At 34.3% G+C, this 12,880-nt stretch carries 11 protein-coding genes and 2 pseudogenes; 5 read left to right on the top strand and 8 right to left on the bottom strand.

Annotated elements, in window-relative coordinates; translation table 11 throughout:
* Window positions 1–653: pseudogene (locus WG67_RS07940) on the top strand (IS3 family transposase); the annotation flags it as partial.
* Between the two features lie 46 nt (window positions 654–699).
* On the opposite strand, the gene WG67_RS07065 reads toward WG67_RS07940, so the two are convergent.
* Window positions 700–981 carry a hypothetical protein gene (locus WG67_RS07065; protein WP_039964338.1) on the bottom strand — a complete coding sequence of 94 codons (282 nt, stop codon included), beginning with the start codon at window positions 979–981 and terminating at the stop codon, window positions 700–702.
* Between WG67_RS07065 and secD the strand changes: the two genes are divergently transcribed.
* Window positions 881–2,323 (top strand): protein translocase subunit SecD, encoded by a 1,443-nt coding sequence (secD, locus tag WG67_RS00380; RefSeq protein WP_425385003.1) that lies wholly within the window; start codon window positions 881–883, stop codon window positions 2,321–2,323. The genes WG67_RS07065 and secD overlap by 101 nt on opposite strands.
* A gap of 16 nt (window positions 2,324–2,339) precedes the next feature.
* Here the strand turns inward: secD and WG67_RS00375 are convergent, their stop codons facing one another.
* The gene (locus WG67_RS00375) at window positions 2,340–3,125 is read right to left on the bottom strand and encodes an enoyl-ACP reductase FabI (RefSeq protein WP_006280349.1); all 786 of its coding nucleotides are present in this window, start codon (window positions 3,123–3,125) and stop codon (window positions 2,340–2,342) included.
* 233 nt (window positions 3,126–3,358) lie between these two features.
* Here WG67_RS00375 and WG67_RS00370 point away from each other — a divergent pair, with 233 nt between their 5' ends.
* The 3 genes and pseudogenes from WG67_RS00370 (at window position 3,359) to WG67_RS07935 (ending at window position 6,656) form a co-directional block, all read left to right on the top strand.
* On the top strand, window positions 3,359–4,174 hold the full coding sequence (locus tag WG67_RS00370; RefSeq protein WP_010962355.1) for a PAS domain-containing protein: 816 nt from the start codon (window positions 3,359–3,361) through the stop codon (window positions 4,172–4,174).
* Window positions 4,175–4,236: 62 nt separating this feature from the next.
* Window positions 4,237–5,409: a porin gene (locus tag WG67_RS00365; protein ID WP_070356730.1), complete on the top strand. Its 1,173-nt coding sequence runs from the start codon at window positions 4,237–4,239 to the stop codon at window positions 5,407–5,409.
* A 162-nt stretch (window positions 5,410–5,571) separates the two neighbouring features.
* A pseudogene (locus tag WG67_RS07935) lies at window positions 5,572–6,656 on the top strand (IS3 family transposase).
* A 463-nt stretch (window positions 6,657–7,119) separates the two neighbouring features.
* On the opposite strand, the gene WG67_RS00350 reads toward WG67_RS07935, so the two are convergent.
* The 6 genes from WG67_RS00350 to WG67_RS00325 form a co-directional block, all read right to left on the bottom strand.
* Window positions 7,120–7,905, bottom strand: a complete 786-nt coding sequence (locus WG67_RS00350) for a hypothetical protein (RefSeq protein ID WP_070356729.1) — start codon at window positions 7,903–7,905, stop codon at window positions 7,120–7,122.
* 65 nt (window positions 7,906–7,970) lie between these two features.
* Complete coding sequence (locus WG67_RS00345) at window positions 7,971–8,360, bottom strand: phage tail tube protein (protein ID WP_010962351.1); 390 nt, start codon at window positions 8,358–8,360, stop codon at window positions 7,971–7,973.
* Window positions 8,335–8,745 (bottom strand): hypothetical protein, encoded by a 411-nt coding sequence (locus tag WG67_RS00340; RefSeq protein WP_010962350.1) that lies wholly within the window; start codon window positions 8,743–8,745, stop codon window positions 8,335–8,337. The genes WG67_RS00345 and WG67_RS00340 overlap by 26 nt, the downstream gene beginning before the upstream one ends.
* 306 nt (window positions 8,746–9,051) lie before the next feature.
* Window positions 9,052–9,597, bottom strand: a complete 546-nt coding sequence (locus tag WG67_RS00335; protein WP_070356728.1) for a head-tail connector protein — start codon at window positions 9,595–9,597, stop codon at window positions 9,052–9,054.
* 140 nt (window positions 9,598–9,737) lie between these two features.
* Entirely contained in the window at window positions 9,738–10,049 is a 312-nt protein-coding gene (locus WG67_RS00330) for an ECH_0659 family protein (protein WP_015588824.1), read from the bottom strand.
* Window positions 10,050–10,197: 148 nt separating this feature from the next.
* Window positions 10,198–12,600, bottom strand: coding sequence for an ankyrin repeat domain-containing protein (locus WG67_RS00325; RefSeq protein ID WP_070356727.1), 2,403 nt, complete (start codon window positions 12,598–12,600; stop codon window positions 10,198–10,200).
* Between the last annotated feature and the right edge of the window lie 280 nt (window positions 12,601–12,880).

The following is a 12,880-nucleotide window of genomic DNA, read 5'->3' as shown; positions in this document are numbered from 1 at the left end:
GGTATGGGTTGCTAAGGAAAAAAGCAGTAAAGAATTAGCAAAAGAAGGGCTTCTAGCAGATATTCAAAAAATAATCAAGCTTCTAAATGCAGATATGGAGCCCCTAAAATTCACGCTGAATTAAAAGCTTTAGGCAAAAATTAAAACAGTACAAAGTGTTATGCAAGAAAATGGCATTAAAGCCAAGTTTAGACGAAGGTTCAAAAATAAAAAACAGCAAATAAGCAACCGAGTTGTGGCTCCGAACACATTGGATCAAAATTTTACTACTGATCAGCCAAATAAAGTTTGGGATTACCTACATAAAAACTAAAGAAGGTTGTTGGCGGCAATAATTGACCTATATTCACGCATGGTGGTTAATGAGTAACATGATAATTAGTTATAGATTCTTTATTGATGGCCGTTGATAAACGCAAACCCGATAAAAATCTGCTGTTACATAGCGATCAAGGGTCACAGTATACCTCTCAAAATTACCAATTTCTATTGAATACAAAAAACATCATTTCCAGCATGAGCCATAAGGGCTGTTGTTACGATAACTCTGTTGCAGAAAAGTTCACTTAAAAGGGAGCTGCTTATTGATACTTCTCGCTCAACAAACCAGAACTGCCATATTTGAATACATAGAAATCTTTTATAACAAATAACGTAGACATTCTACTATTAACTATTGCATTCCTGCACAATTTATTCTCATGATAAAAACGTCTTAACTTTCTCTCTACTTTTTCTGGGTAAGGTCAAATAGAGAATTTTACAAAAATCTATTTTTAACTTACAATCAATTATTACAATTTTAAACCTACAACTTATGTATAACAGACTTATAGTCAAATCTTTTTCAGTATTATGCATCTGTTTATTTGCTTTATACATAACACTGCCAAATTTCTTTGATAATAAGCTTTTTATTTCGAAAAAAAGAATAAACTTAGGCCTTGACCTGAAAGGAGGGGCATCTTTGCTTTTAAACATAGACTTAGACTTCTATTTTAAGGAAAAGCTAAGCATGCTAGCTAACGAAATAAAAGAGACATTGCTAACAAAAAATATTGAATCTAACGTACAAAATAGCGTTATAACTTTAAATAGTATTGATGATTATAAAAAAGCATCTGTGTTGATTAATGCGATAAATCCAAATTTAGAGCTAAATAGAAAAGATTCTTCGATTCTCATTTCGTATAAACCACATTATAAAAATTCTTTGATCAGTGAAGTAGCTGCAGAATCAATAAACAATGTCCAGCGCCGTTTGGACAAACTTGGCACAAAGGAAGTCAGCGTTCAAAAACAAGGGCAGAATAAAATATTAGTGCAGGTGCCTGGAGTAGAAGATACCAAGCAGATAAAATCTCTGCTTGGCAAAACTGCTAAGCTAGCTTTTCATTTGGCAAACACTAACATAGCCAAGGTGCAGGATATAGACCATGAAACCACTGTCATGCTCAAGGATTCTTTAGGTAATTCTTATCCAATATTCCGCAAAACTGAAATAGGTGGTGATTCGCTGGTTAACGCATCAGTTAGATTCGGCAATTTAGGTAAACCGACAGTGCATTTTAAATTTGACAGTATAGCGAGTAAAAGATTCGCGAAAATCACTAAAGAAAATGTAGGAAAGCCTTTTGCAATTGTTCTGGATAACACAGTTTTAACAGTACCTACAATACGTGAGCCAATTTTAAATGGAGAGGGAGAAATTAGCGGTAATTTCACTGAAAAACAAGCAAGCGAACTTGCAATACTTTTAAAATCTGGAGCACTGCCAGCACCACTTAAAATAATTGAAGAAAAAAACATTGGCCCAAGTCTTGGAGAAGAATCAATAAAGGCAGGGGAAATGGCAGCAACAATCTCTATTATAGCCGTGGCTTTATTTATAATCATCACTTACGGCAAATTAGGTGTATTGGCCTCTGTTGCACTTTTTTCTAATGTAGTTCTTATATTATCAATTCTCACTCTGCTTGAAGCAACTCTAACTTTACCTGGAATTGCCGGTATTGCACTTACTGTTGGTATGGCGGTGGATGCAAATGTTTTAATATTTGAGCGAATTCGTGAGGAAATCAAATCTGGCAAGAGAGTGGAACGTGCTATTGAAGAAGGGTTTAAAAACGCTATAAAGACAATACTGGATTCAAATATCACTACATTAATTGCTGCAGGAATAATGTTCATTATTGGCAGTGGAGCAATAAGAGGCTTTTCTGTCACTCTATCAATAGGAATTTTATGTTCGATGTTTTCTGCAATCACAGTCACAAAACTCCTGATAGAGTTGTGTATGAACCCGAAGGAACTAGCGCTTTGAATTAAGGATTTAGATCTCAGTCAACCACCTTCATTCCCACAACGTTATATCCTGAATCAACGTGCAAAATTTCTCCAGTAGTGCCACTACTTAAGTCGCTTAATAAGTATAACGCTGCCTTGCCAACATCCTCTATTGTAACATTGCGTCTGAGCGGAGAGTTATTTCTATTCCATTCTGATATGGAGTGAAAATCGCTTATTCCAGAAGATGCTAAAGTTCTGATTGGACCAGCGGAAATTGCATTTACTCTGATATTTTGTGGCCCGAGATCACATGCTATATATTTTACACTTGCTTCAAGTGCCGCTTTACATAAACCCATAACGTTATAATTTGGCATAACTTTTTCAGCGCCATAATAAGATAAAGTAAGTAAACTACCACCATTTGACATCATTTTTTCAGCCCTTTGCGCTAAAGCAGTAAAAGAATAGCACGATATATGCATTGCATTGAGGAAGTTATCCAGTGAAGTATTGACATATTTACCATCTAACTCATTTTTATCGGAGAATGCTATTGCATGCACCAAAAAGTCAAGAGTACCCCATTTTTTCTCTATTATTTCGAAAGCGTTATCTATGATTTTTTCATTTGAAACGTCGCAGTGTAATATTAGCTCCACATTTAGTTCATCTGCTATTGGTGATAGTTTTTCTTTTATTATTTCATTCTGGTAGGTGATTGCAAGTTCTGCTCCGTGCTCTGAGAGAGTTTTTGCTATACCGTATGCTATTGATCTCTTATTTATTATTCCGGTTATTAATCCCTTTTTGCCTTGTAATAGACTTGTCGTCATAGAACTATCTGTTTTTTTATAATTTGGAATATTAACTAGGTAAAGTCAAGATATCACTATGTTTTAAAATATTTTTTGCAGTAACTTGAAGTCTATAAACAGTAATCTTGATTCTTCTACAACAAAGCCATTCCATATGACATTCTGCCTATACCCAATTAAGCATATTAATAAGTAAGTAAATCTTAATATAATCTTATTATACTTATAAATACGCTGTATAGAATGAAAGTATGGATGATTTCATAACTGCAAGAAGAAAAGATGATGCTGTGGTATCTGTTTGTCAGGATAATAAGAAAAAAAACGTGTTAATTTTAGGGCTCAATCAAGTTGCAAGGGATTTGTTAAAATATGAAGAGAAGAATTTGCTTAATAAGCCATTAATTAATATCTTAAGCACAAGAGCAGCTGACAACGTGAAGAATTATTTAGAGTATACCGAAAATGGACACGATTTACTTGATATACTACCTAAAGTGATAGATTTTTCCTTAATTGATGCTAAGGGAGAAGATATCAGGACAAAAGTAAAAGTTTTCCGCACTGCACAATTTGCCAGTAATAAAATAAATTATGAGCTATTAATACGTGATATCAGTTTGTCCCATAAACTAGGAATCTTTAGAGATAAATATCTAATGGGTAAAAAATATAAAAACCATGACTTATTCGATATACCGGGCAATGAGTCCACTATTCTAGAGTTATACGTTATATTAAATTTTGCCTTTCAACATCAAATTAATGCAGCTATAGGAGTGATTGGCTTAAATAGTAGCTGTAGTGAGACAAATAATGCACTGAAAGTTATCATAGAACATTTTTATAAAAATTGCCGTAGTGATGATTTTCTAGGGTATATTGATGAGAATAAAGTGCTTTTTGTTTTGATTAACTGCGATGTAAAAAGTATATCTAAAATAATTAATCGTATACATTCTGCCATTAATAAGCAGTTATTAAAGCGAAAATTACCAAGTGTATCAATAATTTATGGGAATATAGCTCAAAAACAGGCAGCAAAATCTACCAGCGGTGCCTTCTGAAAAGTTGTTTTTTATTTATATTGAGTTTAAACTTAAATTTTTATAAAGATTTAAGTTTATTTATGAAGTTAAAGTACTACCTGGTAGCACTGCTTTCATCATTGTTTTTGCAGAATAGTGCTAGCTCTAAAACAATTTTGGATAAGGAAATATTTTATGCAGAACTAGACGGAAAAATAGATTTGAGATTCGGCTACGCCTTCAACAGAGATTCTTTCAATGCTAAGCCTAAGGATAAAACTTCAAGTTATTCATACTTGCGCTTTCTTTATTTACAGCAAGTTTATCCAAATACTCAAATGGGGGTTAATGTTAAGGCAGGGGTTTCTGGTATTGCAAACCTAAAAGCGTTAGACATAGAAAAGTTAGACATGGAGGAATGGTATTTTATCATAAAAAACCAGGAACTTGGATCAATTGAATATGGTAAAAGAAGTTTAGTTGGTCAGAGCATGTTAATTAACACTTCAAAAATTTATGCAGCTGCTGGAGGAGTAAATGGTCATTGGACAAACTATGCAAATTTGCGCGGTGATCATAAAAAAGATGGTGACCCTGGATATAATCAAGACAAGGTGTTCTGGGTCAAGCCCAATATTTATAGCGATTATAATGAACTCGAACTAGGGTTAAAACAATCATCAATTAACTACATCTCCCCTGAAATCTATAACTTTCAACTCGGATTCAGTTATGTTCCAGGAAAAAATAACTTACAGTACAGCAATTTAATTGCTGCTGGCCTTTCCTATAAAAACAGCTTGTCAAATGATATAGGTTTTACTACTGCTTTGACTGGTGAATTTGCAAGAGAAAATTTAACTGGTTGCTCAGATGGAACTTCTAAAAATTATGAATGTCGCAATCAATTACTGCACTGGAATTTTGGTTTGAAGCTAAAATTGTTCGATCTTGATTGCATTTTTTCGTATGGTAATGGTGGTGAATCTGGTGAGAGGCGTAATCCTGAAATAAATAATACGTATTATATGAATGCAGGTATCGCTTACCATTCTGATTCTTACAAATCAAGCTTAACATATTTTAGTAGTGGTAGGGATATTGCAGGCGAAGGTACAAACGAGTTAACATCATATGCTTTAAGCCTTGAAAATTCTCTTTTTTTAGGTACTTCATACTATTTCGATATTGTAAAATTTAGTACCAAAGAACCTAAAATAGAAAATAACAACTCTGGTTATGTGCTCTTGGCTGGACTGAAATTAAGTTTTTAATATTGCCTCCTTCCAACACTCTTTTCTGTCATCCAAGGTAACCGTTCACACTTAATTTTTCAATCTCACTCATGGAGAGGCCAGTAAACTGACCTTACCCAGAAAAAGTGGAGAGAAAGAAAAGAGTTTTTTTGGGTAAAATAAAATTTTGGAGGATTAGAAATGGCAAGAGAATATACGGCAGAGTTCAAATTGGAAGCTGTTAAGCTGGCAAATGAACAAAGAAAGGTAGGTCAAACAATTACAAAAACAGCAAAGGATTAAGGATTTAGGAATAAAGGGTGGTTTATTAGGAAAATGGATAAAGAAATATAACGAAAAAAAGTCAGCGGCAAATGCATTTCCAGATGTAGCACCTTATGACAAAGAGAGGTTTGATTTACAAAGCAAGAGTAACAAGGGAAAGAGACATTTAAAAAAAAGCCCTGGCCAGTCAAAAAGAGTAAAATATTTTTTTATATAGTAATTGCTATAAAGTACAGGAATTATGTAGGATTTTCTGCTAGTGGCTACTATAAGTGGACCACAAGAAAAATAAGCAGTAGAGAATCAGCAAATAAAGAGCTACTCGCAGCTATTCAAAAAATATATCAAGTTTCTAAATGTAGATATGGAGCTCCTAAAATTCATGCTGAATTGAAGGCTTTGGGTAAAAGTTGCAATTTGAAAACGGTGCAAAGTATTATGCAGAAAAATGACATCAGGGCTATACTGAGAAGAAAGTTTAAAATTAAAAAACAACAAACAGATAATAGAGCTGTAGCTCCCAATATACTAGATCAAAACTTTATTGTTGATCAACCAAATAAAGTATGGGATTACTTACATCAAAACCAAGGAGGGATGGCTATATTTGGCAGCAATAATTCTCACGTATGGTAGTTAATGAGTAGTGCAATAAATAAACAATTGGTTATGAACTCTTTATTAATGGCCATTAATAGGCGTAAACCTGTTAAAAATCTACTGCTGCACAGTGACCAAGGTTCACAATATACTGCGCAAGGGTATCAATATCTCTTAGCTGTAAAGAATATAGATGAGTAATAAAGGCTCTTGTTACGACAATTCTGTTGCAGAAAGCTTCTTTAGCTCATTGAAAAGAGAAATACTTATTGATACTTCACAACACTCTGCTCAACAAACTAGAACTGCAATATTTGAATACATAGAAATTTTTTATAACAAACAACGTCACTATTAACTATTGCATTCCAGAACAATTTGATGCATCATTCTTTTTGTAAAAAACATTCCACACTTTCTCTCCACTTTTTCTGGGTAAGGTCATTTTTCATTGCACCCTATATTGTCCATTCCATTAGCTTTACTACGCTCGTTACCTCACGCAGCATAATGGTCTGTTCTAGGCTGTTGGCTAGACTTTGCCTAAGTTGGATTTTCACCAACTGTATTCTAAACGCTTACTTGGCGCACCCATAACAAAAATGCCTGAAAAACGTTAATAATTATATACTATTATTAATAATTATTCAACCATATTTTAAGCTTACAATTTTGAGCTTAACTGACGCTTATGGATAGGGGCAACTCTATCACCCTGTGTTATGTTTATTTTCTAACGGACGCTGATTTTTGTATCGTAATTTCTTGCTATAAATTGGTTATATAAGAGCTGGCTTCTAAAATTTTATAACCCTAATTTGAATTAACAGACAGTAGAATCGAAAGATTATTACAAGGAGAAATCTACACAGATCGACCCTTTTGTGAATCTGCGTTTCTGCTTTCTTCAACTTGTTTTGCAAAAGATGTTTCCGGTTTCTGAAGTGGCTTAGCAATTTCACGCACAACGGCAATAACTGCTGTTAAAAACGTTTTTAACAATGCACCTAAAGCTCCACCAACTGCTTCCCTGCCATATATATGAGCTTGCTTTTCGTTACCGTCAGCAGTTTCCCCTGCCCTCCTTCTTGGATCCATCCTATGAGCAATCACCGAAAACAACACTCCCCTGATTGAAGACTTCACTTTTTCCTTTGCTTCGTGGACATCCCCATCTTTTGCTGTTTCATGTCCATGACTTAAGTGTTTAGCGTTCATTAGCTCCTTTTGTTGCTGGGCAAACATGCTACTTAATACTTCTTCTATCACTTGCTTTCTTCTCTTCTCTCTAACTCTTTTCATAGATTCTGATTTATCGCGAGTGTGTTTGGTAGTTTCAAATTCTGCATCAATATCTTCGGACGCAGCCTGACTATATAAAGTCTCTATGAGCCTGTCTATGCTTCGCTTTATTTGCATAGTCCTTTCGTAACTATCCGAATTATCAATTCCTTCGTCGATCTGATTTAGAATATCCTCAAAAACTTTCAAATAGTCTTGAATATACTGTATTATGTATTGCTTATCTTCCTCTTTGTGTTGTTCTTCTTGATTTTGCTGATTTTCATTTTCTAAACTTCTCTCTCTTTTATCATCGTTATTTTCTTCAATATTATCACCGTCTTCCTCGAAAAGGTTTTCGTCATTCATGATTTTTTTTAATTTAGTTAAAATTCCCACCAGTTATTATTGTATATGAAAAAATTAAATTAACATTAATGAAAAGCGTTTACAACTTCAGCACTATTTAAAACTACAGTAAAGCTGTCAAAAGTAACAGGATCATAATACCTCTCATACAATTCAACTGAACACCTAAGCCTTATCTTTTCCTTAGCATTAAAACTAATTTCATAATCATTATTAGAGTTTAGCATAGCAGAATTACGTAATAATTCATCAGCTAATACAGAGTCTAAAATTCCATTAATTTTTATCGTAATGTGTCTGCTTCCAGCACAATCGAGCACTTTCCTCCAGCCAAAAGAAGAAATATCTTTCACCTCTTCTCTGTTATTACGCAAAGTAAACCTTAGGTTTCTTATATTATTTAACACAATAAAATTATTGTCATGATCTTTAATTTTTAGCTGTAATTTGCTCATTATCACCTCCTTTTATTAAAATATCAAAATTAATTGTTGAATGTAAAATTTCATCGTGCTGATCCATAGCACAATTACTTTCTAAAATGGCCTCATTATTAAAACCTTCAATGCTCTTAAGTATCAAGTTAATATGCCTTATAATGGCAAACATACTGTCTATATGATAAGTATATATGTCGCATGAAAATCTTGCCTTTGTAGCAAAATTGGACAGCATATGCAGGTTATTATAATTCACTACACACAATCTCAGGTAAGGAATGGTGACCTGTTTAGGTAAGTAGTCATAAATGTTAGTAACATATTTCCTTAAATCAGAGTTTGCTTTTAGTGCTTCATAAATGCTACTGTACAACTCGTTTATAGCTTGAATTTTTTTCATAATTAACCCTCGAAAGATATATAGAAACTCGTCATCCCGCTGCTTGTTAGCGGGATCTATGTTAAGAGATACCGCGAATGAATCGCGGTATGACGATAAGGTTTATACCTCGTCATCCCGCTACTTGTTAGCGGGATCTATCCGTGACGGTATGACGTAGGACTGCTGTCATTCCGCTACGTGTTAGCGGCTGAGATACCGCGGCGGTATGACGATAAGGTTTATACCTCGTCATCCCGCTGCTTGTTAGCGAGATCTATCCGTAACGGTATGACGTAGTAGCCCAGTTTGAATGACCAGAAAGAGCTACAAAACAACCTTTGGTTCGCGAAATGGAGAATATACCTTCTTCACTTCAGATAAATGGCTACTTACCTCCGATTCACGATTTTTGTAAAGAGCAGAAACATGCCGCATAATACCTAGTTTTATCTGCTCAGGAACATTGTCATAACCAGCTTCGTATACAACATCAACTCTTATTGCATTCAAACAATTGAAAAACTCAACATAGCCCCCTACATCACTAAAATAATACTTAAGTGTACTCTTCTCTTGATTTTTAGACATCATTGCAGTAGCCAATACTATCTTACTCACAGGGCCATAGCTTAAATAGATCCTACGAGGTACATAATCTTCATATGAAACTTGCCATGTTTGTTTCACCAGTGACTTTTCCATATGCCATTCAGCGTAATCAGTTGCCATAAAAATTAGATCTGAAATCAACTTATCATCCTGGTCGTTCTCAATGCGTAAAAAAGATTTAACCTCTTCTAAAGTAACTGGAAAAGATTCAGGCTTAGATTTACGTTGCACAGATATTCTTGGTGAAGTAGATCTTATCACACATAATAACCCTCCTTTTTGATATAGCTAGAATAAGTAAGGTTTACCTCGTGACAGCGTGGGGCAAATCTTACTTACTTTAGCTATGCAGCTTGCATGCAACATTAAGTTAAATTGGCGCAGCAACAACTCTGAGTGCTTTATCGTATGAATATATTAAGAAGAGAACGTATTAAAGCTGTTTCTCCTTTTTTGTTGATAAAATTTGAACTTATAGCATATTCAACTAGGCTGGATTTTAGTAGATTGACATTTTGAGAATGAATATTATTGAAGGTGGAGTTTAACTCTTTAGCAAGCAGACTGCGAAATTTTTGCACACTGTCATATGCGATATTTTCAAGTTCATGTGCAAATTTATCTTGAGCTATAGTTGTTATATCTTCAATTTCCTTATTAAACTCCTCTAGCTTTTTTTCGTTATTTTTAAAATTTTTCGTAAAAGTTTTCATATCAATTAAACTCAACTATTATTATGATTATAATGACAATGAAAAACTACCGAAGTAAAAAATTCACACTACTGTGTAACTTACAAATACTTTTTACTACATTCCAGCGTCACGCGCTGGAATCTATAGCAAGTGTACAAATTAAATTTTACAAACACCGTTGTGCTGAATCTTGAATATTCACTTCTTTCAATTCAGTGGTAGGTTTTGGTTCAGCGATGGGTTTTGATATTGTGTATGTAATGCCACCAGCTATCAGTGCAGATACCACAGAAGCTGCAACTATTAATAGAGCAGACAATCCGGAAGCAATACTAAGAGCAGCACCTACTGCTAACATAGCTGCAAGGCTCGCATAGGCAACTTTTGGGGAAAATTGTCTTTTTCCTACTTTTTCTAGTGACACTTCATTTGTTTTAGTTTTGCCCAGTTCACCATCAAGTGGTGTGTTTTCATTCTCCAGACTTCTTATTTTTTGTGTTAGTGATTCATTCTCTTTATTGAATTCTTTCAACTTAGTCTCATGTCCAACTATGCAACTTTTTGATTCTGCTAGTTCCTTTTGCGCTTTTTCTAACAACACTTTTGTTTTAGAATGCTTATTTTCGTTTTCTTCTAATTCGCTATTAAGTGTTGTATTTTTACTTTCTAGATCTTGTATTTTTTGTTCTAGTGATTCATTCTCTTCATTGAGTTTCTCCAGTACTTCCAATTTAGTCTCATGTTCAGTGACACAATTTCTCAATTCTGTTAGTTCCTTTTGCGCTTTTTCTAATGGTACTTCGTTTTTTTTAGTTTTTGTTTTTTCTAATTCACCCTTAAGTGTTGTATTTTCATTTTTTAGATTTTTTATTTCTTGTCTTAGTGATTCATTCTCTTCATTGAGTTTCTCCAGTGTGTCCAGCCTAGCTCCATGTCCAGTGATATAACTTTTCAATTCTGTTAGTTCCTTTTGCGCTTTTTCTAATGGTACTTCGTCTGTTTTAGTTTTTGTTTTTTCTAATTCACTATTAAGCGTTGTGTTTTTACTTTCTAGATCTTGTATTTTTTGTTTTAGCAATTCATTCTTTTTCTGCTCATCCTTTAGCTGAGTACGTAATTCTTTTAACTTAGCTTTACGTTTTTCAACCTTTTCTGCTTTTTCTGGAGTTTCCGTTGCGTTGTGTGTTTTGGAATGAGAAAAGGTACTAGGTACAACCTCAGATGGCTGATCACACATACTGTTTAGTCTATCTATTAGGTCTTCATCCTTTATCAATGAGCGATCTGCTCCATGCTTTATCAAAAGCTTTGCTAATTTTTTATTGTCATTTGCAAGAGCATAATATAAGGGAGTATGCTCAACTTTATCTTGTGCATTAACATTTGCTCCACCTTCTACTAGATATTCTGCAATCTCTACACAACCATATGCAGCAGCATAATGTAAAGGGGTCAGTCCATCTTTATCCTGTACATCAACTTTTGCTCCATATTTTACCAAAAGTTCCACTGATTCTTTATTGTTATCTGCAATAGCCCAATGTAAATGGGTCACGCCATCTTTATCTTGTGCATTAATATCTTCTCCATTTTCTAATATAGATTGGCCTAAAGCTTCAGATTCATCTGCATCAAAATATATTCCACTATCGCCACTATTACTTTTATTTAAAAAGGTCTGTTCCCCATTATATGTAGTATACTGCTCTGGATGTTGACTGTGCAAGTCATTATGTTCTATGCGCTTCTGATTATTGGCAAGTCTTTGTTCTGCCTCTTGCAACTTTTGCGCCATAGCATCTCTTTCTCTTATAGCCTGTTCTTTTTCTAATGTATCATCTACTTTGTCTGTATTGTTTTCATTAACGATTGAGTTTGAAGAAGTCTGTTCATCCTCATCTTGTACATAGACTTTTTTGTTGTTTGGTGTAATTCTACTATTCTCTTCCTGATGTTTTGCACCCCATGCTTGTACTGCAGCAGTTACGTTATTTCCGTTCAAAGCTAAATTTCCTGGAGTTTTATTATTAGGCTGCAGTAAAGTGCCTTGTCTATAAGGTTGTCTTCTCGTAGCTCTTGTCTCAGCATAACGTTGTTCTCCTTCCTCTAACATTTTTATTATAGCCTTTTTACCTTCTACATCGCCGACAATATCCCTTGGAGTTCGGCCTTGACTATCTTTTAGTAAAGGATTTGCGTCATTATTCAATAAAAGCTGAACTATCTCTTGATGACCATGCAAAGCAGCAATGTGCAAAGCAGTTAGCTTAGACTTAGCTTCATCAAGTTCATATATTGGTTCATTAACTTTTGCTTCCTTTGCTAGTAGGAGTTTTACTATTGGTACACTGTTACATTCCACAGCAAGATGTACCAACATATAATTTACAATTTTGTCTGAATCTAATATACTGGACATCTTATCTATCTTCAAATTGTTATAAGTGCTATATACTATTGAGTCTGCATCTTTTAGCTTATTCCCTATTCTTTCAAGTAAATTATTCTCATTTAAACCTTCACTCTTGCTTACCTCATTTATTATTTCAAAAAACTTTTTCTTTTCCATTGCCGTAACCTTTCCTCTCAATTTATTTATTATTGCTGAACCATCTCACAAAAAAGTTAAGTTTGTCGAAATTCCATGTTTGATCTAAAAATTAGTCATAAACATTTTCTATGCAAGTAGCTGACACTGGTTCATTCTATAATGGTGTCACAGCAGTCCTACATCATGCCACCGCGAACCTTCATACCACGATTCATTCGCGGTATCTCATCCGCTAACTGTTCTCCCTTATCATACCGTCACGGTATCTCCAGATCCCGCTAACAAGTAGCGGGATGAC

Origin of the sequence: Wolbachia endosymbiont of Drosophila incompta (assembly GCF_001758565.1) — a bacterium.
In the GTDB taxonomy this organism is placed as follows: Bacteria; Pseudomonadota; Alphaproteobacteria; order Rickettsiales; family Anaplasmataceae; genus Wolbachia; species Wolbachia pipientis.
Note: the sequence above shows the minus strand (reverse complement) of the source record. Positions and strands in the feature narration are given on the sequence as shown.

What these genes read in the sequence shown, in the direction of transcription:
- WG67_RS00350 (WP_070356729.1), bottom strand. Translation starts at nt 7,905, where the DNA reads ATGAATGACGAAAACCTTTTCGAGGAAGACGGTGATAATATTGAAGAA.
- WG67_RS00375 (WP_006280349.1), bottom strand. Translation starts at nt 3,125, where the DNA reads ATGACGACAAGTCTATTACAAGGCAAAAAGGGATTAATAACCGGAATA.
- WG67_RS00325 (WP_070356727.1), bottom strand. Translation starts at nt 12,600, where the DNA reads ATGGAAAAGAAAAAGTTTTTTGAAATAATAAATGAGGTAAGCAAGAGT.
- WG67_RS07065 (WP_039964338.1), bottom strand. Translation starts at nt 981, where the DNA reads ATGTTTAAAAGCAAAGATGCCCCTCCTTTCAGGTCAAGGCCTAAGTTT.
- WG67_RS00370 (WP_010962355.1), top strand. Translation starts at nt 3,359, where the DNA reads ATGGATGATTTCATAACTGCAAGAAGAAAAGATGATGCTGTGGTATCT.
- WG67_RS00330 (WP_015588824.1), bottom strand. Translation starts at nt 10,049, where the DNA reads ATGAAAACTTTTACGAAAAATTTTAAAAATAACGAAAAAAAGCTAGAG.
- WG67_RS00340 (WP_010962350.1), bottom strand. Translation starts at nt 8,745, where the DNA reads ATGAAAAAAATTCAAGCTATAAACGAGTTGTACAGTAGCATTTATGAA.
- WG67_RS00365 (WP_070356730.1), top strand. Translation starts at nt 4,237, where the DNA reads ATGAAGTTAAAGTACTACCTGGTAGCACTGCTTTCATCATTGTTTTTG.
- WG67_RS00345 (WP_010962351.1), bottom strand. Translation starts at nt 8,360, where the DNA reads ATGAGCAAATTACAGCTAAAAATTAAAGATCATGACAATAATTTTATT.